The sequence below is a fragment of the Treponema putidum genome (genome assembly GCF_000755145.1).
Taxonomy (GTDB): domain Bacteria; phylum Spirochaetota; class Spirochaetia; order Treponematales; family Treponemataceae; genus Treponema_B; species Treponema_B putidum.
Genome location: NZ_CP009228.1, coordinates 2,344,323 through 2,367,677, shown reverse-complemented (window position 1 = coordinate 2,367,677; position 23,355 = coordinate 2,344,323). Strand labels below are relative to the sequence as shown.

Here is a 23,355-nt window from a genome sequence, read left to right as displayed (position 1 = left end):
TAGTTATGTAAAAGGAATAAGATGGAGAAACAATATACTTTTTTTGATTTGATTATAGAAGTTTTTGAAAAAGTAAAAAAGCCAATGACTCCAGAAGAAGTTTGGGAAAAAGCGGTTGAGTTTTCTTTTGATAAAAAACTAGGAAGCTCAGGTAAAACTCCGGCCGCTACAGTAGGAGCAAGATTATATGTAGATGCCAAAGAAAAGGCTGAAAAAAGTACTTTTATTCAAGTTTCAAAACGTCCTTCAAGATTTATTTTAAGAAGTTTAAATATAAGCGGAAGTGAAATAAAACGGGAAATCGAGAAAAAAGAAAATGCAGAATTAAAACAAAATAATGAAAGTAATTTTAATGAAAGAGATTTACATCCGCTTTTAGTAAAATATGTTTATTCAAACCCGCATTTTAATTGTTACACAAAAACTATTTATCAGGAAAATTCAGTAAAAAGAGTAAAAGGGGCTAATGAATGGCTGCATCCTGATTTAGTAGGTGTATATTTTCCGTTTAAAGACTATTCAAAAGAAACAATGAAACTTCAAACTTCATTGAATGTCAATTCAATAAAACTGTTTTCCTTTGAAATGAAAAAGAATATAGATTATTCTAATTTAAGACAGTATTTTTTTCAGGCTGTTTCAAATTCAAGCTGGGCTAATGAGGGATATTTAGTTTGCTTGAAAATCGATGAAGACCCTAATTTTAAAAATGAGCTTCAAAGATTATCTAATGCTTTTGGAATTGGAATTATAAAGCTGAATCCGGAAAGTATAAGTGAGTCAGAAATAATTTGTAATGCTAGATATAATGAAAATATAGATTGGGATACTTTGGAAAGACTTTCAGAAGATAATCCTGATTTTAATAAATTTATATCAGACTTAACTGAAGATATTGCTTTAGGAAAAGTAAAAAGTACTTATGATAAAGTAATTACAGATGATAAATTTGAAAATTATTTAAAAGAAAAGAGTATTATTTGATAAATAACTATCTTTAAAAATGTATTGATTTTTTAGAAATTACATTATCAGCAAAGCTGATCTTATTGATTAATGTTGATAAATATAAACATACAGAGGTATTTTTATGAGTGAAAAGTTAAATTTGGTTATTCTTGACGGGTTTACTTCCAATCCCGGAGACCTTTCTTGGGATGAGTTAAAATCGGTTTCAAATCTTACAATATACGATAAAACAAGTGCAGATGAACTTCTTGAAAGGTGTAAGGAGGCAGATGCCGTTCTTACCAATAAGGTGGTTTTTTCTAAAGAAATAATGGATTCTTTGCCGCGTCTTAAATATATAGGGGTTTTAGCTACGGGATATAATGTTGTCGATGTTGAGGCTGCAAGAGCTAAAAATATTTGCGTAACGAATATTCCCTCTTACAGCACCGACAGCGTGGCTCAACTCGTTTTTGCCCTTATTTTTCATTTTTATTGGCATGTAAAAGAGCATAGCGATGAGGTTATGGGCGGAAAATGGTCGGCTTCTCCTCACTTTTGCTATCACAGTTTTGATATAAGGGAGCTTTCCGATAAGACTATGGGTATAGTCGGCTTCGGGAGCATAGGCCAAGCCGTTGCAAAAATTGCCCTTGCCATGAATATGAAGGTAATCTATTTTAACCGCTCTAAAAAAAATATTAAGGGCTTAGAAGAAGCAAAACAAGTTTCTTTAGATGAGCTTTTTTCTTCTTCCGATATAATAAGCTTAAACTGTCCTTTGACGCCGGAAACAAAAGAAATTATAAATGCCGAGTCCTTAAAAAGAATAAAGAAAACTTCTATTATAATCAATACGGGACGGGGTCCTCTTATAAACGAAAAGGATGCAGCAGAGGCTTTAAAGGAAAAAAGACTTGCAGGTCTTGCCTGCGATGTTCTCAGTGTAGAGCCTCCGGCTAAGGATAATCCCTTGCTTAAAGCTCCTAACTGTATTATTACGCCCCACATAGCGTGGCAAACCTTTGAGGCCAGAGAGAGACTTATAAAAATAGCCGCCGCTAATGTAAAAGCCTTTATAGCCGGAAAAGAAATAAACAGGGTTAATTAGGCGGTTAAGTAGATTTTATTACCCCTGTTGTTCTTTTTTACATTTTATGTATACTATTCTTTTGAGCATTGGAAATGCTCTTAAAAGGAACTATATGAACTGGAAACTGATTTATTTTTTATTGATAGTATTGTTTTTAGGCTTGTTTGCAGGTTTTAATATGAAAAATTCTTGCGATATTTCTTTAATTTTTTATACATTTGAAAACGTACCTGTTTATGTAAGCAATATTTTTTCGTTTTTAATCGGACTTATCTTAACCATTCCTTTTTTCTTTGGAAATAAGAAGAAAAAAAATAAGCCTGTAAACGAAAAAAAAGAAACATTTACTGCAAGCGATGGTGTCGGAATAGACACTGTGGACTTAAAAAAGCCTAAAAAATCATGGTTTAAACGTAAAAAAGAATCTAAGACTTCAATTTCTGAAAGTAATTCTGAGATCAAATGAGGTAAGAGATAAAAAGGTTTATGGAATTTAAGATAAAAAAATACTATTTTTTTTATTGTTTCTCTTTTTTTTGCATAGCCTGACTGCTCAAAATTCCTTGCCTCAAAATGTTCAAAAGATTATAAAGACAGGCTTTACAAAAAAGACTCCTTTTGAGGCATCTTCGTTTATGGAAGCCGAAATAAGTAAGATGTCTTTAAATACTGAAAAAATTATTGCTCTTGCCGTGCTGGCTGACTATGAAGAGAGGTTTGATTTATTTTTGAGAGCAGGAAGACACTATCTTGAAGCTGCGGAACTTTCTCCCGAAACCGGAAGAAAAACTCTTTTAACCAAGGCTTTTGGAGCATTCCTTTTAGCCGATAACATAACCGAGGCTTCAGAACTTTGTCGTAACCGCTTGCTGCCCGTCATTGAGGCTCCATTTTCAAAAGAGGATATAAAAATTCTTGTTTTTTTTGAATGGCTTAAATTAAAATCGGATGAAAAGGCTTCACTTGAAAATATAAAAAAATATGTTACCGATTCAAAATTCGCAGAATTTCATCCTGCGATGCTTTTGACTCTTTGGTGGGTTGATGGAGATAAGAAGGCTGAGAACACTCTCATAAAAAAATTCCCTAACAGCATTGAGGCATCTGTTGTCCGGGGTGAGGCTTTTTTGAGCCCTAAAACATTTTGGTATTTAATGCCTCAAAATAGAGGATTGAAAGAATCTTTTGCTGACTTAGGCTCTGAATCGGTTTTATTAAACCAAGGCGGAACATTAGCACAGAATCATGAGAATGAAACTGCAAAATTTTATCAAACAGGTTTTTTTAAAACCGAAAATTTTGCAAAAAGCCTTGCAGATGAGCTTAAAAAAAAGGGCTTTACTGTAACAATAAAAAAAGAAGAGCGAGGGGAGGAGGCTTTCTTTTCGGTTTTAGTAAAGGATGACGGCAAGGGAGATATGGTTATCCGGCTAAAAAGCGAGGGCTATGAAGCCGTTCCGATCTTTGATTAGGTTTCTTGCTTTTTTCCTTTAGACTTTTTATCATCTTGCATTGAATCTTTTTTTTCTGTTGTTTTATCTTCTTTTTTTAGTTCAGGCGGATTTAAAAGTTTTTCTATTTCTTTTTCAAGTTCACTAATAGTTTTTTTATCATCTTCTTGTGTAAATTTTTCCTTGGATTCGTTAAGAAGTTCTTTTGCTTTTTCGTATTTTTTTACTATAATTAAAATCCTAACATAGTTAAAGAAATATTCAGGAGTTTCCTTATCTTCCAAATAAATCTTTTCATAAATTAAAAGAGCTTTTTCTTCTTTTCCGGATGAGGCCAGAGCATAGGCGTAGGCTGTAGATATTTTTATGTTTTCGGGAGCTTTTTTATAGAGGGGTTCAATATATTTTAGGCAGCTTTCCCATTCATTTTGAAGGGCATAAACTTGTGCCAAATTATATTGAGCTGCATTTTTATATTTTTCAGACTTTTCGGCTTTAAGATAATAATCTGCAGCCTTAGAATAGTTTTTTAACTCTGTATAGCCTTGAGCTATAGAAAAATACTCTCCTGCAAGGTCTTCTTCAACAGCTCCTTTTGCAAAAGCTTTTGTAAAACAAAGAAAAAACAAGACTCCAACAAAAACTATAAAAATATTTTTCTCACCTTTTTTCTCCCATAAAAAGTTTTAATTTCCTAAAACGGTTTTTTCTATCTGCCGCAGCTGAGAGCGGTAGAGCCCCGCAATATTTGAGCCGTAGTCTGCAAGGAGCTGAATGATGTTTCGGGGTGTTTCATCGGTATCGGTTCCGTTTATCCTGTCTCCTGCATCGCCGAGGCCCGGCATGATATAGGCTGAAGCATTTAGGGCAGGGTCCATCCAAAGGGTGTAAAGTGTGCAGTTATCCAAGGCACGCACAATGCGTAAGGCTCCCTTCAAGGCAGAAATTACATGGAAACAGCTTATCGATTTCGGCTTTACGCCCAGTTTTTTTAGGTGTTTTACAACGGTTACGAGGCTTCCTCCGGTCGCATTCATCGGGTCGGCAAAGATAAGGTCCTTTCCGTCCAAATCTTTTAGATTAAAATAAGACTTATCCAAATCAAGGATGTATTGCATATCGTCTTCCTTGCGGGAATCATCTCTTTTAATCTTAAAGAGGGCAAAGGGTGTTACATAGCCGTGTGAAGAATACTCTTCAATTTCTTTTGAAAGAATCATAGATGGGAGGAGGGCTCCTCTCAACATAACACACATAACGGTATTTTCAATTTTATGATCAATGTCGGTTATCTTGTGAACCGCATAGTTTTGAACAGGAACCTTTACCGGAGTTTTTACTACAAGATAGTTTTTCTTGTCTTTTTGGTGCCCCTTATAAGCAAGTTTAAAAAGCATTTCAAAAGAACGCTGTGTATAGTATAAAAATTCGCTGTGCTCGGTTTTTATGGAGCGGAGTTTTGCAATAACCCTTGAAGCCTCAGCATGATTTTCATGTTCAGTATCAAAAGAAAAAACTTTAAGTTGAGGTATTTCTTTGCATATATTCTGCATAAGATGCCCCATCTCGGTATAAAGCCTTATAATCTCATCTTTGGCCTTTTTCTTTTTTTCGCCGTTTTCCTTTTCTAAAACAGTAAAATTTTCAATAGCTTCCTGATAAAGAACATTCATTTCGTTAAGATGCCTTAGATCGTCTTCAGTTAAATACCCGTCAAGAGCTTCCGCCCCCATAATTACCTTACCCATATCGGCTCCCATAAAAACTTTTTGCAGCAAATAGCAATTTGCGAAAAAAGTTTTTTTCATGCTTTTGCAACGAAGTGAAAAAGCATATATAATATTGCGATGTTTTGTACTTAATGTACAAAACTCGACAGATAAACAGGGAGGCTGAATTTCTGCCGAACTGTTTATCACATCTCCTAATTTAAAATCAGAGAAGTATAAAAGAAAATCGGTAAAAATTCAAGTAGTTCGCTAAAAATCGGACATCCGTGTCCGATTTTTAGTTTAGAGTTTGCGGCAAGCGCAAACTCTCGGAGTAGCGGGGTAAGATTACTTATTATTTTTTAGTATATATTTATATAGTGCTTTTTTTATATCTATTGCTACATTTTTTCTTGCGGGAGTATGCAATGGGATAACACGGATTGGCCTTTCTTTAAAAGTATAATAATAGATATTTATTTTTTTACCTTGCTCTTCATGAGTTTCCGGTTTATTGTTTTTATCTTGTTTTAAAATGGCATCGTCAGTTTCTACTTTACTATTTGAAGCAGAATTGTTTTTGTTTGTCATAAAATTTTTCTTAAAATATAATTTTTCCGCGTTAAAAAAGTTTATCGAGTTGTAATGAATGGGATATGTAATAGGTAAATCCCTTTTTTTTACAATACGCCTTTATCTCTTTTTCAACTTTTTTTGCGGCACCGTATTCAAGTAAATAGACTGTAAATCCGTAGGTTTTACATTGATCCAAATAGGCAAAAAAATACTCTCTGTCTTCTATAGGTTTTACTCCAAATGTGTTGTCCTTAAAATTTATTTCGGTAAAGACGCTTTCTTGATTTATTCCTGTTACGATTCCTTTAAGAGCATTTTGCTTCATTGCTTGACTTATAAAAGTATCTCCGCCGTTGATTATAATAGGTTTATTTTCTTTATGTATTTCATGTAAAAGGGTTATAAGTCCCTGATATATTTCGGGCCTTTGATAATGATAATAAACATCGGCATTATCAAGAAAAAAACCGTCTATGCCTTTTTGAGATAAAAGCTGAGCTTTCTCCTTTATTCTTTTTTGCCATCTTTTGTCCGCAACATTTATCCATTTTTCTTCATCCCAATTTTCATAGTCGCCTAAAGCTAGATCTTTAAATGCTTCATAATCATTTCGGAATGTTTCGATAGAGCCGATGTTTAAATAAGAAAATATATTAACATTCCCATTTTTGTGAAGCTGTGCTATATCTTCTTTAGAAAAAAATTCAGCATCAATTACCAGTGTTTTTATTCCTTTAAGATTTACCGCTTTGTCGGGAGCCATACCTATCAGTACTTTGTACTCTTTGTTGTTTTCCGCCGCCATGCCTTTTATTACAATAACCGAAAAAAAATAAAGACCATGTAAAAATATTTTATGTTTTTCATAAACGGATCCTTGTTAAAATCAGAATACGGGATTATACCTATTATTTACTTGCTGTGTATACTACGGCATAATCTTCTGCACGGCTTTCCGTAAAGGTATAATCCGAATAGGCTGAAACGGATTTGAATCCTGCCTGCTTAAATAAGGCTAAAAGCATTTGCTTCTTCAGAGGATGTAATACCGTAAAATCCGAACCGACGGTACTGCGCTGCTTATCGGTAAATTCTATAGTAAATCTGATATTCCCGTCAGGTAAAAAATCATAGTTCCGCTTAAAAATAAAATCTTTTGTTTCTTTATCTTTAAAATCCATTTTTTTCTCGGTAAGGATGCGGTCATAATTGAGTACTTCAACAATAAAGATGCCGTGCTCCTCTAATGAGCGATACACGGAACTAAAAAAACGGCGGAGAATATCTTCATCACGCAAATGCGGAAGCGTATTACCGAAACACAACACACCCTTAAATTTACCGAACTGCATAATATCGGCGATATCTGCATGATAGAACATAAGTTCACCTGTTTTGCGGATACACGAAGCTTTCTTTTCTGCAATTCCAATCATCTTTGCATTTAAGTCAAGTCCGCATATATTATATCCCTTTTGATATAAACCCATTGCAAGTTCACCGGTTGCACAGCCTGCATCGCACAATCTGCCGGGTAAAGGACAAAGATGCCTGATAAAATCAATTTTTTCCGCTTCAATCGGAAAAAGTTCGCTGTAATGTTCTGCAATTAAATCGTATACATTCATAGTTTTCCTTATAAGGCCTCAGCTTTGGTAATAGTTTTTTTGTAAAATATATAAGCTTAGTATACGGTTAAGTGCTATGGTTATCAAGCGGTAAAAATTTTTCCTATTGACAAAGTTTTTTCTTTAAATATACTGGTAACATAGTTATCAAGGCGGAAAATATGAATACCGGAACTTACGCACAAACACACGAAACGATTCTCAAAAACGGTAAAGAACTTTTTTTGAAAGAAGGCTTTGAGCGTGCCAATTTGCGTGAAATATGCAGGCTTTCAGGCGTTACCACAGGCGGATTTTACCGGCACTTTAAGGATAAGGCCGACCTTTTTTCCGCATTGGTGGAACCTGCAATTCAGGGATTGCAAGCACAGTATTCCGCCTCCGAAAAACTATGTTTTACTGTGCTTGAAAACAGCGGTATCGATAAAATATGGAAAGTCTCGGCAGAAGCTCTTGAAGATTTTGTCTCTTATATTTTTGATCATCTTGAAGCCTTTAAGCTGATTCTCTGCTGCGCCTCAGGTACAAAATATGCCGAATTTACCGATTGGATGGTAGAGCGGGAAATTAAGGATATGTATAAAACCTGCGAACTGCTTGGAAAAAAAGGCATTACCGTCCGCCGTCTTCCGCCGAAAGAACTGCACATGCTGACCCATGCATATTTTTCATGCATCTTTGAAACCGTACTGCATAATTTCAAAAAAAAAGATGCTTTAAACTCAATGAAAACCCTTGCCGATTTTTTTTCCGCCGGCTGGAGGAAGGTTTTTGGATTGCAAGATGGGGAGAAATAGAGGGTAAACAGGGTAGAGGAGAGATAATGTGATAGATTTTAAGAAAAAAATTGCTTCAAAAAGCAAATCGAAAGTTATTAATCCTATTGATTTATATAATACGCTTGATAGAAAAAGTATTGCAGGTCCTTTGAGACCTGCTCAAGAATACACTTTAAATGAGTGGTTTAACAACAGAATAAATGAGAGAGATCTTATTGTAAAACTACATACTGGAGAAGGAAAAACACTTATAGGTTTACTTATGCTTCAATCAGTTATTAATCTTGGTGAGGGTCCGTGTATATATGTGTGTCCTAATCTTTATTTAGTTCATCAGGTTTGTAATGAAGCTTTGAAATTTGGCATTCCGTATTGTGTAGTTGATGAGAATAATAATATACCAAATGACTTTCACTCATGCGAAAAAATACTAATTATACATGCTCATAAGATATTCAATGGGAAGTCAATTTTTGGTATAGGTAATAATTGCGTGAAAGCTAGTACAGTTGTTTTGGATGATTCTCATGCGTGCATAGATGTTTTAAAAGATGCATTTACAGTAACTGTTAGCAGAAACTCAAATGAAGCTTTATATAATAAAATATTAACTTTATTTTCGGAAGATTTAATAGAACAAGGCGAAGGAAGTTATTTAGATATTAAAACTGGGGAGTATGAAACCTTTATGATGGTTCCTTATTGGTCTTGGAACAATAAAAAAACTGAAATCCTGACTATTCTTTCTGAATCTACCTCTATGGATGAAATTAAGTTTGTGTGGCCTCTGATGAAAGATAGAATAATAGAGTATTCTTGCTTTATTTCAGGAAATAAAATTGAAATATCTCCCTACAACATTAATGTAACCCAATTTGGAACTTTTTCGAGAGCTCACAGACGAATTTTAATGTCTGCTACAACTCAAGAAGATATTTTTTTTGTTAAGGGTCTGAATTTTTCAGTTGAAGCTGTTGTTAATCCAATCAAATATCCTAAGTTAAGATGGTCTGGTGAAAAGATGCTATTGATGCCATCATCAATTGATGAAAATTGCGATAGAGATTTGGTTGCAACTAAATTTGCATCTGTCAAGCAAGAGGAATTTGGCATTGTTATTATAGTTCCTAATACGAAAAGAGCTAATTACTACAATGCTTTGGGAGCAAAGTTTCCCAAAGATAATCAAGAATTATTTTCTGTAATAGATGACTTGAGAAAAGGAAATTTTCACGATACAATTGTAATAAATAATAGATACGATGGAATTGATTTACCTGATGAAAGTTGTAGGATTTTAATTATGGATTCAATGCCGTACTTAAACAATTATGCGGATAGATATGAAGAAAAATGCTGTCCTAACAGTGAAATTATAAATAAAAAAATTGCTCAGAAAATTGAACAAGGGATAGGGAGAGCTGTTCGTGGTGAAAAAGATTATTGTGCAATCCTCATTATAGGATCAGATATAGAAAAGTTTATGAGAGGAGCTCTGACAAAAAAGTATTTTTCTAATCAAACTCAAAAACAAATAGAAATTGGTTTTGAAGTCGCAAAAATGGCTAAAGAAGAAGTACAAGAAAACGATTCTCCGATGAAGCAAATTATTTCGCTAATAGAACAAATGATTAAAAGAGATGATGGATGGAAGGAATATTATGCTACTGAAATGAATGAAATTAGTGAAGAAGACATAGAAAATACAATTTATGAAAGGTATGAGAAAGAAAATGAATTGGAACGGTTGTTTTCTCAAGCAGAATACGAAAAAGCAGTAAATGAAACTCAAAGATTTATAGATAAATATATCAAAGATGATTTAGAAAAAGGTTGGTATTTAGAACAAATGGCAAGGTATGCCTATATGTTCTCTAAAGAAAAATCTGCTTTATTTCAAAAAGAAGCATTTAAATTGAACACTCAATTATTAAAGCCGGACAATGGTATTGTATACTCAAAAATTTCTTTTCTAAATGAGAACAGAATTAATAGATTTAAAAAATATATCAGTAAATATAGTGATTTTAAAGAGTTAAATTTGCATATGAATGAAGCAATAGAAAAATTCTCTTTTGGAATGCCAGCTGAAAAGTTTGAGTCATCTTTACAAGATTTAGGGGAAATGTTAGGTTATGTTAGCCAGCGCCCAGATCAAGAAATTCGAAAGGGTCCAGACAACTTATGGTGTGTATCCAATAAGAAATATGTCATTTTTGAATGTAAAAGTGAGGTTGAAGAACATAGAAATGCTATAAAAAAATCGGAAGCGGGGCAATTTAATAATCATTGTGGATGGTTTAAAGAAGAATATGGGGAATATGTTGATGTTTTGCGTATAATGATAATTCCAACGAAAAAATTATCTCATGATGCGAATTTTAATGAGAAAGTTTTTGTAATGAGAAAGAATGGAGTAAAGAAATTTAAAGACAATATAAAAGCATTCCTTAAAGAAATTCAAAAGTATGAGTTAGATTCTTTATCCGATGAAAAAATACAAGAATATTTCAATTTATATAAACTTAATATAGAAAACTTCCCTGAGCATTATATTGAAGAAATACATCATTTAAGTAAATAATCTAATTTTTAAGGAAATGGACATCTCTCCATCTCCTCATTCCAATAAAGTCTCTTCTCAATTAATTTTATATAAAATCCTTTTCACCCCCTTGACTTTTTTCTTATTTTTGATAACAATGTTAGCATATAATGTTAGCTAAAGATTTATGGAAGGGATGTTGAAGCTTCAGATGCAAATAGCACCTTCCGCTTCAACTAGAGTTTTGCGGCAAGCGCAAAACTCTCATCATTGTATGCCGTTTCTCATTAGCATTGCAAAACGGTGTAAAAATTGTTCCTCGGTTTTTGATAAAACCTTCGTAACAATTTTTAGGAGAATTACAATGAACCAAGATATGAAAACACAATTATTAACAAAAAGTCCGAGGGAGCTGCTTTTTAAGCTGGCAATTCCCGGGATAATCGGAATGGTGGTTATCGGGTTGTACCCGTTTATGGACGGGATATTTGCAGGAAGAATTATCGGCGATTATGCAATGTCCGCAATCAGCATCTCCATGTCGCTGACGCTGATAAACGGAGCGGTGTCGGCGTTGCTCGGTGTCGGAAGTGCTTCAATTCTGTCGCGGGCAATCGGTAAGGGCGATACGGAAACGGTAGATAAAATCTTCGGCAATGTGTGTTATTGGGTATTGCTTTTTTCGGCATTGATTACGGCAGCAGGTGTGCTTTCAGCTCCGTACTTTTTAGAAATGGTGGGAGCAAAAGGAGCAATTAAAAATTTAGGTGTGCGGTATTTGCGGATTGTATTTTTAGGTTCGGTATTTGTAAACTTTGCTCAAGCCGGAAATATGACCATGAGAGGCGAGGGTGCTCTAAAACAATCCATGTCCATTATGGGAGCGGGGGCATTACTCAATATCGTGCTGGATCCGATTTTTATGCTCTTGATGGGAGAGTACGCAATTGAGGGAGCGGCTATTGCTACGGTACTGTCGCAAATGGTTCAGGCGGTTTTAACTCTGCGGTATTTTGCAAAAAAAAGTCCCTTTGTCAAAATACATAAAATTAAAAAGTATAAAGAAATTTACCGTGAAATGTTCGGCATCGGAAGCTCGGCTATGCTCATGCAGCTTTTGTTTGCAGTGCAGCAAACGGTTTTGTTCAAGCAGGCGTTTACCTTCGGCGACGATAACTGGGGGATTTTAATGTCTGCCACAATACGGCTATACATGTTTTCGTTTATTCCGCTGTGGGGTATGAGTCAGGGCTTACAGCCGGTTATCGGTGCAAACTACGGAGCCAAGCAATACGGAAGAGTGCGGGAAACGATGAAACTTTTTATGTACGGGGCAACGCTTCTTGCAGCTCTCTCGTGGGTTCCGGCAATGCTTTTTTCCGAAAGCCTTTTATCAATCTTCAATGTACGCCCGGAAATCATTGCAGCAGGTCTTATCAATTTCAAACTGTTTTATTCTACATTTATTTTATACGGAATTATGATTATGACGCTTACCTTTTTCCAATCTATCGGAGACGCCAAAAAAGCCGGAATGATTGTTCTCTTGCGTCAGCTCATCCTCTTTGTTCCAGCCATGCTGATTTTGCCGCACTTGTTCGGAAACCTCGCCGTATGGTGGGCGGAACCTGCCGTTGATTTTACAATGATACTCATCGGCTTTATCATGCAGCAGAGGGTGTTGAGGAGGTTGTGAGAAAAATGTTCCAAAGCTTTTATATTTTTCCGAGTAAATTTAGTTTAAATAGTTGAAAAAATCCGGAATAATAAGTATAATCAAAATTATATGAATAATATACTTGAAATTGAATTACAAGATACCGAGTGGGAATTCACTTATATTGATCATGATAGAGAAATTGTAAGAGCTATTGTAATTGATGATTATGAAAATTATTATTTTGTTAAAGTTCATAGAGATGATGATTTTGGTAAAGTAACACTGATTGAGACAGCAGGCGGCGGAGTTGAACCGAACGAAGATTTGGAAGATGCAATTAGAAGAGAACTTAAGGAAGAATTAGGTGTGGAAGTTGATATTCTTTCTAAAATAGGAATTGTCAGTGATTACTATAATTTAATTCACAGGCATAATCTAAATAATTATTATCTTTGCAGAGTAAAGTCCTTTGATGATAAAAATATGACAAAAACAGAAGTTGAGGATTTTCATTTATCTACTTTAAAATTAACTTATGAAGAAGCTATAGATAAATATACTAAATACTCACACAGCCGATTAGGAAAACTCATAGCGAATAGAGAGGTGCCGATACTTATGAGAGCCAAAGAATTGATAAGTGATTTAAAAAATTGAAAAGAATTTGACTATAGAAAAAACCTAAGTTCAATAAGACTCAACATTCATCCTTTGAAGTTTAACATTAGCTTTTGTCCTTTTCCCATCTTCTCTAAACCCATTTTTAATGCTATAATCTTATCTATAAAATGAAACTGGATTTATATATAGACAAAGACGGACAAAAGCTAAGATGCGGATATACGACGGGGAGCTGTGCGGCGGCGGCGGCTAAGGCAGCAGCTTTGATTTTGGGCGGTGAAACTATGACCTCGGTTAAAATAGATACGCCTGCAGGACTTGTCCTTGACCTTCCGGTAGAGCATTGCCGCTCCTATAAAGACAAAGACGGAACAGCTATTGGAGAGGCCGCCGTTCAAAAAGATGCGGGGGATGATCCGGACAGCACCGACGGCATCTATATCTATGCTCGGGTCTATTATAGAAACGATGGGAAGGTTCTTATTGACGGGGGAGAGGGTATAGGAAGAATTACCAAAAAAGGTCTTTTCGGAGAAGTAGGGGAGGCTGCCATTAATCCCGTACCCCGTCAAATGATAGAAAAAGAAGTTTTAAAGGTTTCAAAAAAGGGCTTCAATGTAGAAATTTTCAGTCCTCAAGGAGCCGAAATCGGAAAAAAAACCTTTAATAAAAATATCGGTGTTGAAGGCGGCATCTCTATTATCGGCACAAAGGGCATAGTCTATCCTATGAGCGAAGATGCCATCAAAAAAACCATCTATCTTGAAATAGACGGAATATCACAAAATTCGAAAAAAAAAGAAATACTCTTAGTGCCCGGAAACTACGGTGAAGGCCTTAAAGAAAAGCTAAAAAACATAATAGACCTTCCCACAGTAAAAATGTCAAACTACATAGGGGATAGTTTAAGCTATGCCTATTCTAAAGGCTTTAAAACCATGACCTTGCTCGGTCATATCGGGAAATTTGCAAAACTTTCCATAGGAATTTTTAACACTCATAACCGCACCGCCGACACCCGTATGGAAGCCTTTGTTTATTACCTTGCCATGCATGGGTCAAACAAAAAAACAATCGAAACGGTCAATGCCTTTTTAGCTGCCGAAGAAGCCTTCAACTATCTTGTTGAAAACAAGATGGAAATTATCATCAAAGCTATGGAAAGAGGAGCTGAAGAAAGAATCAAAAAATACCTCAAGGATGACAGCATTTCGATAAGGGTTTTAATATATTCAATGAAATACGGCCTTGTAGAATAAACAATTTATAGAAAAAAAATTCTAAAGTTATCAAATTAAAACTTGCTATTTTAGTAAACATATTGTACAATTAAAGGTATAAGTGGAGTTAACTTAGGTTAATATATATGACATAAGGAGTATGCAAATGAGTCGACTTGAGATATTTTCACAAAATCGGTCTCAAATTATAATTGAAGAACTGTATGAGAATCTTCAACATAGAATTGAAGCAAGTCCGCCCGGACTTTGCCCCGTTTACATAACACGTGCCTTTATCGAAATGTGTCATGCCCAAACTTGCGGAAAATGTGTGCCATGCCGTATCGGTCTTTTACAGTTAAAGCATATTTTAACTGATGTTCTAAACGGAAAAGCTGAAATGGAAACCATCAAACTTATTGAAGAAACTGCAAAGTCGATAAGAGAGACAGCAGACTGCGCACTGGGGTATGAAGCAGCCGATATGGTTTATAAAAGCATAATCTATTGCCGTGATGACTTCGAAGAACATATAAAACACGGAAGATGCGGCTGTATAACAACTCAGCCCGTACCCTGTGTAGCCCTTTGTCCTGCAAATGTGGATATTCCGGGCTATATTGCCCTTGTCAGGGATGAAAGATATGCCGATGCTGTCCGTTTAATCAGAAAGGACAATCCTTTTCCTTCTACATGTGCCTTTATCTGTGAACATCCTTGCGAACATAGGTGCCGGCGAAACATGGTAGACAGTGCCATAAATATACGAGGACTAAAAAGAGTTGCCGTTGAATTTGCTGGAAAAGTTCCGCCCCCTCCATGTGCACCTTCTACAGGAAAGACTATAGCCATAGTCGGAGGCGGTCCTGCAGGGCTTACCGCTGCTTATTATCTACAGCTCATGGGGCATCAGACAACCGTATATGAAATGCTGCCCAAATTAGGAGGCATGCTCCGTTACGGTATACCTAATTACCGGCTTCCTAAGGACAGGTTGGACGAAGATATAAATGCAATTCTCGAAACCGGAGTTAAGGTTATCTACGGTAAAAAAATAGGAACCGATATAGAACTCAATGAACTTATAAAAAATAATGATGCGGCTATTATAGCAATTGGAGCCTCAACCGACAAAAAACTGGGCATTGAAGGAGAAGATGCTGAAGGTGTTATCTCTGCCGTTAAATTTCTTAGAGATGTGGGAATGGATAAAGGCATGGATTTAACAGGTAAAAAAACAGCGATAATAGGAGGCGGAAACGTCGCCATGGATGCAGTGCGGACGGCTGTCCGCTTAAAATCGGAAAAAGTTACCTGTCTTTACCGAAGGCGTGTAGCCGATATGACGGCTCTTCCTGCCGAAATAGAAGGAGCCTTAGCCGAAGGTGTTGAAATGATGACCCTAAAAGCTCCTTCAAAACTCGAAGTAAAGAATGGAAAACTCACAGGCGTTTGGGTTACTCCTCAGATGATTTCCAAAATAAAAGAGGACAGAGCCTCCGTTGTATCTACGGGGGAACCTGATATTTTTATTCCGTGTGAGGTACTTGTTGTTGCAATAGGACAGGATATAGAAACTCAGCATTATGAAGAATCAGGTATACCGATTGATAGGGGCAAGCTTTTTACGATGCCCAGCGCAAGTTTTAAAGGAATTCCGGGATTATTTTCAGGAGGGGATTGTGCTTCAGGCCCCTCAACTGTTATAAAAGCCATTGCCGCCGGAAAGGTTATGGCTGCAAACATAGACGAATATTTAGGCTACAGCCACACTATAAGCTGTGATATAGAAATCCCCATTCCCAATATAGATGATCGTCTTGCCTGCGGAAGGGTTGAGCTTGGAGAGAGGGAAGCTTCTGAAAGGATTAAGGATTTTGAAGGTGTAGAATTCTGTATGAGTAAAAAAGAGGCTTGTCAGGAATCGAACCGTTGTCTTAAATGCGATCACTTCGGCTTTGGAATATTTAAGGGAGGGCGTGAACGATTATGGTAAACTTAACTATAGATAATATAAAAATATCGGCTAAAGAAAACATGACTATTATGGAAGCTGCAGAAAGCGCCGGAATCCCTATACCAAAACTTTGTTTTTTAAAGGGAATTAATGAAATTGCTGCCTGCCGCGTATGTGTAGTTGAGTTGGAAGGAAAGGAAAAACTTATAACCGCTTGTAACAACACTGTTGAAGAAGGAATGGTTGTATACACTAATAGCCCGAAGGTAAGGCTTGACAGAAGAAGAACCGTTCAGATGATTTTGTCTCAACATGATTGTAAATGTGCAACCTGTGTAAGAAGCGGAAACTGTTCCTTACAAACCCTTGCAAACGATCTTAATATTCAAGATGTATTATATGAAGAACAGCTTGAACACCAGCCATGGGATAAGAATTTCCCTCTTATACGGGATTCAAAAAAATGTATTAAATGTATGCGATGTATTCAGGTTTGCGATAAAGTTCAAGGTCTTAATATCTGGGAATTGGAAGGAACGGGTGCCAGAACTACAATAAATGTTTCAGGCTCAAGGACTATAGCCGAAGCAGACTGCTCTTTATGCGGGCAGTGCATAACACATTGTCCTGTGGGTGCCTTGAGGGAAAGAGACGACACGGAAAAATTCTGGAGGGCAGTTGCCGACCCTGATAAGGTTGTTGTTGTGCAAGTTGCCCCTGCAATCCGTACTGCTTGGGGAGAACACTTAGGGCTTGATTTAAAAGATGCTTCCGTAAACAAAATATTTGATGCCCTAAAACGAATGGGTGCCGACTATGTTTTTGATACAAGTTTTTCGGCCGACTTAACCATAATGGAAGAAGCCTACGAATTCCTTGAGCGTTTTTCTAAGGGTGAGCTAAAAGATAAACCGATGTTTACCTCCTGTTGTCCGGGATGGGTTCGTTTTATAAAAAGCCAATATCCTCATTTGGTTTCTTATCTTTCTTCGGCAAAATCTCCTATGCAGATGTTCGGGGCGGTTATGAAGTCATACTTTGCTGAGTCAATCGGTAAAAAACCTGAGGATATTTTTTCCGTTGCAATTATGCCCTGTGTTGCAAAAAAAGGCGAGATTAATATGGAGCTTTTCTACGGCGAGTATGCAGGACATGATATGGACTGTGTTTTGACTACGCGGGAATTTGTAAGAATGATTAAGTCTGCTCATATTCTCCCCGAAACCCTTAAAGAAACGGAACCTGATAAGCTTTTCCATGATGCTTCAGGTGCGGGAATTATTTTCGGAGCTACAGGCGGTGTTATGGAAGCGGCCTTGCGTACAGCCTATTATGCCATAATGGGAGAAAATTGTCCGCCGGATGCTTTTAAAGTTGTAAGGCATTCTTCGCAAGATGAGTCGGGAATTATTGAAGCCTCTTTTACATTAAAAGAGAATAATTTGAGTGTTGCCGTGACCAGCGGACTTGCCAATACAAGGCGGCTTATAGATTCTATCGAAGCAGGAGAAAAGCATTATGATTTTGTAGAAATTATGGCTTGCCCCGGAGGCTGTGTAGGAGGCGGAGGTCAGCCCATACATGATAGCTTTGAATTGGCCTTTGAACGAGGACAAAATCTTTATTTTATCGACAGTAATTCAAAAATAAGATATTCGCATGAAAATGAGGATATAAAGAATTTATATAATAACTTCTTTGAAAAGCCGAACAGTCATAAGGCTCACAGTCTTTTGCATACGGACCATTTTATATGGGAAATGCCGAGAAGTCCGAAGCGGGATCGAAAGGGCTATGTTATAAACGAGAGATTTCAATCGTAATTTATAGAACAGATTTTTAAATCTGCATCTTTTTGGTGTTGCCGTATAGTTCTTCACGCAGTTTTTTGACGTGCTCGTCTTTTATATAGTCGTCAAAATTCATCATCCTGTCGATTACGCCGTTGGGGGTAATTTCGATAATTCTATTTGCAATTGAAGAAATAAATTCATGGTCGTGAGAGTTAAAAAGAATAACACCGGGGAATTCTACAAGGGCATCGTTTAAGCTCGTGATAGCTTCAAGATCGAGATGGTTTGTCGGCTCATCCAATATTAAAACATTTGCTCCCGAAAGCATGAGCTTACTCAATATACAGCGCACCTTTTCGCCTCCGGATAGAACATTTACGGGCTTTAAGGACTCATCACCCGAAAAAAGCATTCGGCCTAAAAAGCCTCTTACATAGGCATCATCTTGGTCGGGGGAATATTGTTTAAGCCATTCGGTAATATTTAAATCGTTATTAAAGTACTCGGAATTGTCCTTATTAAGATATGCATAGGATACTGTCTGTCCCCAGTAAACATCTCCCGAATCGGGGCTTAATTTTCCGGTTAAAATATCGAAGAGGGCGGTTTTTGAATTATGCTCTTGACCTACAAAGGCTATCTTATCGGTTCTGTTTACCGTAAACGAAAAATCGCTTAAAAGCTGAATTCCTTTTTCTTCGGCCGTGTCGGGCGTTTTATAAGAGATTTTTTCGGTGCGGACAACATTGTTTCCGATTTCCCTATTGGGTTTAAAATGAACATAAGGGAATTTGCGGCTTGTAACTTCAATTTCTTCTAAGGCCAGTTTATCATAAACTTTTTTTCGGCTGGTTGCCTGACGGCTCTTTGCAGCATTTGAGGCAAAACGTAAGATAAACTCCCTCAAATCCTTCATTTTCTCCTCTCTCTTTTTTTGTTGGTCCTTAGCCTGCCTTTGCATAATCCTGCTCATCTGGTACCAGAAATCGTAGTTACCAGAATACATGCGGATTTTGCCGTAGTCAATGTCGCAAACATGGGTACAAACCGTATTTAAAAAATGTCTGTCGTGAGAAACAACAATTATAATATTGGGAAAGTCTATTAAAAACTCTTCAAGCCATGCTATGGATTCAAGGTCTAAACCGTTTGTCGGTTCGTCCAAAAGAAGAATATCGGGAGTTCCGAAGATAGCCTGAGCCAGCAAAACCCTTACCTTCTGCCCCTCATCAAGTTCGCTCATCATTCTGTCATGATAGTTTTCGTCAAGGCCTAAACCTGAAAGAATTTGCTCTATTTGATTTTCAGCTTCCCAGCCGTTTAAATCGGCAAATTCCGCCTCCAGCTCCGAAGCCCTTATTCCGTCTTCTTCGCTAAAATTCTCTTTTGCATAAATGGCTTCTCTTTCATTTCTAATATTGTAGAGCTTAGGATAGCCCATAAAAACCGTGTCTTTTACACTGTATTCGTCAAAGGCAAAGTGATCCTGCCTTAAAACAGCCATTCTCTCGCCGGGGGTAATACTGAACTCACCGGAATCGTGTTCCAATTCTCCCGAAAGCACTTTTAAAAAAGTGGACTTTCCGGCTCCGTTTGCACCGATAATTCCGTAGCAGTTGCCTTTTGTAAATTTTAAATTGACATCTTTAAAAAGAGGCCTGTCGCCGAACTTTAAACTTAAATCGCTTACTGTAATCATAAACTACAATAATACAATAAAGGGAATAAAATGTCAATCAATTCAATTTTTGTGTCAAAATTTTATGCATCAATTTAATTTAGGCGAGGAAGAACCCGACCAGCCGAGCTTTGACCTAAGGGCCTTGTAAAAATTATCTGGAGAGCAGCCTGCCATTTTTACCTTATTTGGAGATTCGCTTATTATAACCTCATCGCTTTCTTTTAAAGAAACCATTTCCTGTCCGTCAATTGAAACTATAATATCTTTCACTCTTGCAGGAAGAATTTTTATCTTCATTTGACCCGATGACGGAAGAACCAAGGGGCGGTTCGATAACGAAAAGGGAGAAATAGGAGTTAAAACAAAGGCCGAAACATCGGGATCCAAAATCGGCCCGCCTGAGGCTGCCGAGTAGGCAGTTGAACCTGTAGGAGTGGAAACAATCACCCCATCAGCTCTAAAAATACCGAAAGAAATTCCGTTAAACGAAATATCCAAGTTTATCAGCTTTGCTATGCCCGAACCGGAAACTACAATATCGTTTAAGGCTTCATATTTTACAATTTCTTTATCTTTCCGCTTTATTGAAGCTGAAAGAAGCATTCTTTTATGTAAGGCTTGTTTTCCGTTTAAGAGGTGTAAAAGTTCATCTTCCCATTCTTTAGGTTCGATATTTGCTATAAAGCCGAAGCGCCCTAAATTTATCGGAAAAACGGGGATATGCCGCGGAGCACTATAACGGGCAGTAAATAAAACCGTACCGTCTCCGCCAAGGCTTATTGCAAGATCATAGTCTTCATTTAATTCGGGAGAATGGGAGATTCCGTCATATTTATATACAAAAGAATCGACTCCCTTTGCCGATAAAAAAGTTTCGATTTCTTTACAAATATTTTTTGCATTCGGTTTTTCAATACTTAAAACTATAAGGGCTTTTTTCAAAATTCATCTTCCTTAAAAAGACTCAAGTTTAACTAAAAATTAGGGAAGGGTAGCTAAAACCCTTGCAATCTCTGCCGATTTTTTTTGCACCCAATCGCGGATAAAGAGGAAAAAGAACACATCTTAGTAAAAGAGATGATGCATTTATAAAGCTTTCTTTACTTTCTTTTAGGTATTCGACGGTAGAATTTTTAAAAGCAAGCTCTATGTCTATGTCCTTTTTTGCTGCATATTTTTGTATATCCGAAACTCCCGAATTTAAAATAACCGGAAAAGAATAAACCGGATTTACCGTGTCTTCTTTTTGAGCTATCGTTTTATGTTTCCCCTGCATCAAAGAGCGGATATAGGACTCGTGCATTTCCTTGCGCTGCTCCATATTTTTTGACATCTGTTTTAGCTGGACAAAGGCCAAGGAAGCATTTATGTCGGGCAATTGGTCCGTAAGAGGGGATTCGTCATAAAGTTTTTTTAAAACTATTGCATTCCGCCTTTCGGGAGCAAGTAAGACAGCTCCGCCTCCTCCTGTCAGAATATCCTTTTCTTCCAGTCCCAAAATCGAAAAGACTCCCATACTGCCGGCATATTTTTCCTTGTAGGCAGCTCCTGCACTTTGAGAAATATCCTCTATTACGGGAATGTTTAAGCTTAATATCTTTTCGATATCGGGTAAAAAGCCCAATGTTTCATGTAGGACAAGAACTCTGCCGCCGGCTTGAACCGCATTTTCAATGCTCTCAAAGGAAGGAAAAACGGAATCGGCTTCTACATCAAGCACAATCGGTTTATACCCTTGGCGGTTTAATTCTACATATTGCCAAGAGGGGGCAAGGCTTGAGATAATAACCGGTGCTCCATTTTCAAGGTTTAAGGCTTTTAAAGCATAGTTTAAAGCTATGGCCGGGCTTCTAAACGCAGCGGCTCCGGATGTTTGAAAGACTTCGCAAACCTGCTTGATAAGTTTTTGGTTCATCTCGCCGGGGCCTATTTTTTCCTCGACCATACATGTAAGAACAGCATCCATTTCGGAACGTCTTATAGTGGAACTGTAAACGGGTATTTTCATAATTTTTATAGATTCGTAATCTTTTGTAATTCTTTTGGATTAAAGAGCCTGTGAATATCCAAGATTATTAAATAGCCCGGATCACGGCGGACAACGCCGTTAATGTATTCGGCTCCGATACCTGCAATCATCTGGGGCGGAGGCTGTATTTCTTCTTTTTTTACGTCAACAACACGGGCTACTCTATCAATTATAATACCTATCTTGTTGTTTTCGACCTTTATGATTATAAAGCCGCCCAAAAATTCATCCCCTTCATCCAAAGAGGCCTTTTTTATGTGAAACCTCTTGTGAAGACTTATTACCGGAATGATTTCACTTCGTAGGTTAAAAATTCCTTCAACATAATACGGAGCATTAGGAATAGGCCTTACATCTTGAACCCTGACTATTTGGTCAACATCCATAATCTCTACGCCGTATAGTTCTTCTCCAAGTTGGAATGTAACTAATTTTAAAAGGTCATCATTTTCAACCTTGGCCTTTTTGTTAAGGCCTCCTGCATTTGCCATATAGTTTCCTTCCTCCAATATTCTAAGATATTATCATACATACACATAAAATTCAAGGGTAAAATGGAGTTTTATCAATTTTTAATCATTCCCTCAAAATAGTTTATTTTCATTGCAGAGCGTACCGAGTGAGTTGTAGATGAGGCTTTTTCTCTTGCTTTTTTAGTGCCTTCAATCAGGATTTGATAAACGGAAGGTAAGTCTTTTTGAAAGGCTTCCCGTTTTGCCCTGATTGGAGCAAATTCTTCTTGTAAGATATTATTTAAGAATTTTTTAATTTTAACATCGCCTAGACCGCCTTTTCGGTAATGATCCTTAACCTCATCCAAACACGAATAATCATTCCAAAACTCAGGGAAGTGCTCATTTCGGGCAAAGGCGTCAAGATAGGTAAATACAGGATTTCCCTCAACCTTCCCAGGGTCTTCAACACGGAGGTGATTCGGGTCTGTAAACATTCCCATTACCTTCTTTTTGATTTCTTCGGGGCTGTCCGAAATATAAATACAGTTACCGAGGGATTTACTCATCTTGGCTTTTCCGTCGGTTCCGGGAAGACGGCCGCAGGTTTTGTTTGAAGGTAAAATTGCGTTAGGTTCGACCAAGGTTTCCCCGTAAAGAGAATTAAAGGAGCGGACAATCTCGCGCGTTTGCTCAATCATGGGCATTTGGTCTTCACCCACGGGAACGGTATTTGCTAAAAAGGCCGTAATATCGGCTGCCTGACTTATAGGGTAGGTTAAAAACCCTACAGGTATACCGGTGTGAACACCGGTGTTTCCGCCGGCGTTGGCACCTGTGTTAAAGCCTCTCAGCTTAATCTCATTTTTGACCGTAGGGTTCCGTTCTAGGCGTGCTAATGTAACAAGATTCATATAATAAAAGGTAAGCTCGCAAAGCTCGGGGATTTGAGTCTGCACGAGGATTGTCGATTTTTGAGGGTCTATTCCGCAGGCAAGATAATCCAAAGCCACTTCGATAACGCTTGAGCGCACTTTTTCAAGATTATCCGAGTTGTCGGTTGCAGCCTGCGCATCGGCAATCATAATATAGATTTCGTCGTATTTACCGGAGTTCTGCAAGGCAACCCTGTTTTTTAAGGAACCTACATAATGCCCTATATGAAGTTTTCCTGTGGGTCTATCCCCGGTCAAAATAATGTTTTTCATTTAAG

At 37.1% G+C, this 23,355-nt stretch carries 16 protein-coding genes and 5 pseudogenes; 11 read left to right on the top strand and 10 right to left on the bottom strand.

Annotated elements, in window-relative coordinates:
* Window positions 1-21 precede the first annotated feature (21 nt).
* The 4 genes and pseudogenes from JO40_RS10890 to JO40_RS10875 all read left to right on the top strand — a co-directional run bounded on the left by JO40_RS10890 (window position 22) and on the right by JO40_RS10875 (window position 3,513).
* Window positions 22-984: a COG2958 family protein gene (locus tag JO40_RS10890; protein WP_044979354.1), complete on the top strand. Its 963-nt coding sequence runs from the start codon at window positions 22-24 to the stop codon at window positions 982-984.
* Between the two features lie 106 nt (window positions 985-1,090).
* The gene (locus JO40_RS10885; RefSeq protein ID WP_044979353.1) at window positions 1,091-2,059 is read left to right on the top strand and encodes a D-2-hydroxyacid dehydrogenase; all 969 of its coding nucleotides are present in this window, start codon (window positions 1,091-1,093) and stop codon (window positions 2,057-2,059) included.
* 94 nt (window positions 2,060-2,153) lie between these two features.
* Window positions 2,154-2,507 carry a hypothetical protein gene (locus tag JO40_RS10880; protein WP_044979814.1) on the top strand — a complete coding sequence of 118 codons (354 nt, stop codon included), beginning with the start codon at window positions 2,154-2,156 and terminating at the stop codon, window positions 2,505-2,507.
* Window positions 2,508-2,527: 20 nt separating this feature from the next.
* A pseudogene (locus JO40_RS10875) lies at window positions 2,528-3,513 on the top strand (SPOR domain-containing protein).
* On the opposite strand, the gene JO40_RS10870 reads toward JO40_RS10875, so the two are convergent.
* The 5 genes and pseudogenes from JO40_RS10870 to JO40_RS10850 all read right to left on the bottom strand — a co-directional run bounded on the left by JO40_RS10870 (window position 3,510) and on the right by JO40_RS10850 (window position 7,405).
* Window positions 3,510-4,121: a tetratricopeptide repeat protein gene (locus JO40_RS10870; protein WP_245608863.1), complete on the bottom strand. Its 612-nt coding sequence runs from the start codon at window positions 4,119-4,121 to the stop codon at window positions 3,510-3,512. The pseudogene JO40_RS10875 and the gene JO40_RS10870 overlap by 4 nt on opposite strands.
* A gap of 57 nt (window positions 4,122-4,178) precedes the next feature.
* Window positions 4,179-5,057: pseudogene (locus JO40_RS10865) on the bottom strand (uracil phosphoribosyltransferase); the annotation flags it as partial.
* Between the two features lie 492 nt (window positions 5,058-5,549).
* Window positions 5,550-5,756: pseudogene (locus JO40_RS10860) on the bottom strand (uracil-DNA glycosylase family protein); the annotation flags it as partial.
* A 67-nt stretch (window positions 5,757-5,823) separates the two neighbouring features.
* Window positions 5,824-6,644, bottom strand: a pseudogene (locus JO40_RS10855) (glycoside hydrolase family 191 protein).
* Between the two features lie 41 nt (window positions 6,645-6,685).
* Entirely contained in the window at window positions 6,686-7,405 is a 720-nt protein-coding gene (locus JO40_RS10850; protein WP_044979349.1) for a class I SAM-dependent methyltransferase, read from the bottom strand.
* Window positions 7,406-7,566: 161 nt separating this feature from the next.
* On the opposite strand from JO40_RS10850, the gene JO40_RS10845 reads away from it, so the two are divergent.
* The 7 genes from JO40_RS10845 to JO40_RS10815 all read left to right on the top strand — a co-directional run bounded on the left by JO40_RS10845 (window position 7,567) and on the right by JO40_RS10815 (window position 18,010).
* A complete protein-coding gene (locus JO40_RS10845) occupies window positions 7,567-8,202 on the top strand; it encodes a TetR/AcrR family transcriptional regulator (protein WP_044979348.1) in 636 nt (211 codons plus the stop codon).
* A 28-nt stretch (window positions 8,203-8,230) separates the two neighbouring features.
* Window positions 8,231-10,768, top strand: a complete 2,538-nt coding sequence (locus JO40_RS10840) for a DEAD/DEAH box helicase (RefSeq protein ID WP_044979347.1) — start codon at window positions 8,231-8,233, stop codon at window positions 10,766-10,768.
* Between the two features lie 325 nt (window positions 10,769-11,093).
* Window positions 11,094-12,425: an MATE family efflux transporter gene (locus tag JO40_RS10835; RefSeq protein ID WP_044979346.1), complete on the top strand. Its 1,332-nt coding sequence runs from the start codon at window positions 11,094-11,096 to the stop codon at window positions 12,423-12,425.
* A 90-nt stretch (window positions 12,426-12,515) separates the two neighbouring features.
* The gene (locus JO40_RS10830; protein ID WP_044979345.1) at window positions 12,516-13,046 is read left to right on the top strand and encodes an NUDIX domain-containing protein; all 531 of its coding nucleotides are present in this window, start codon (window positions 12,516-12,518) and stop codon (window positions 13,044-13,046) included.
* A gap of 131 nt (window positions 13,047-13,177) precedes the next feature.
* Window positions 13,178-14,269, top strand: coding sequence for a cobalt-precorrin-5B (C(1))-methyltransferase CbiD (cbiD, locus tag JO40_RS10825; protein ID WP_044979344.1), 1,092 nt, complete (start codon window positions 13,178-13,180; stop codon window positions 14,267-14,269).
* Window positions 14,270-14,396: 127 nt separating this feature from the next.
* Window positions 14,397-16,226: an NAD(P)-binding protein gene (locus JO40_RS10820; RefSeq protein WP_044979343.1), complete on the top strand. Its 1,830-nt coding sequence runs from the start codon at window positions 14,397-14,399 to the stop codon at window positions 16,224-16,226.
* Window positions 16,220-18,010 (top strand): [FeFe] hydrogenase, group A, encoded by a 1,791-nt coding sequence (locus JO40_RS10815; RefSeq protein WP_044979342.1) that lies wholly within the window; start codon window positions 16,220-16,222, stop codon window positions 18,008-18,010. The genes JO40_RS10820 and JO40_RS10815 overlap by 7 nt, the downstream gene beginning before the upstream one ends.
* A 16-nt stretch (window positions 18,011-18,026) precedes the next feature.
* On the opposite strand, the gene JO40_RS10810 is transcribed toward JO40_RS10815, so the two are convergent.
* From JO40_RS10810 to trpS, 5 genes and pseudogenes are all read right to left on the bottom strand, one after another.
* A complete protein-coding gene (locus JO40_RS10810) occupies window positions 18,027-19,679 on the bottom strand; it encodes an ABC-F family ATP-binding cassette domain-containing protein (protein ID WP_044979341.1) in 1,653 nt (550 codons plus the stop codon).
* A gap of 69 nt (window positions 19,680-19,748) precedes the next feature.
* Window positions 19,749-20,603, bottom strand: coding sequence for an NAD(+)/NADH kinase (locus tag JO40_RS10805; RefSeq protein ID WP_084224542.1), 855 nt, complete (start codon window positions 20,601-20,603; stop codon window positions 19,749-19,751).
* Between the two features lie 39 nt (window positions 20,604-20,642).
* Window positions 20,643-21,669 (bottom strand): annotated as a pseudogene (locus tag JO40_RS10800) (DegT/DnrJ/EryC1/StrS family aminotransferase).
* Between the two features lie 5 nt (window positions 21,670-21,674).
* Window positions 21,675-22,181 (bottom strand): chemotaxis protein CheW, encoded by a 507-nt coding sequence (locus tag JO40_RS10795; RefSeq protein WP_002669135.1) that lies wholly within the window; start codon window positions 22,179-22,181, stop codon window positions 21,675-21,677.
* A gap of 74 nt (window positions 22,182-22,255) precedes the next feature.
* Window positions 22,256-23,350, bottom strand: a complete 1,095-nt coding sequence (trpS, locus tag JO40_RS10790) for a tryptophan--tRNA ligase (protein WP_044979339.1) — start codon at window positions 23,348-23,350, stop codon at window positions 22,256-22,258.
* Between the last annotated feature and the right edge of the window lie 5 nt (window positions 23,351-23,355).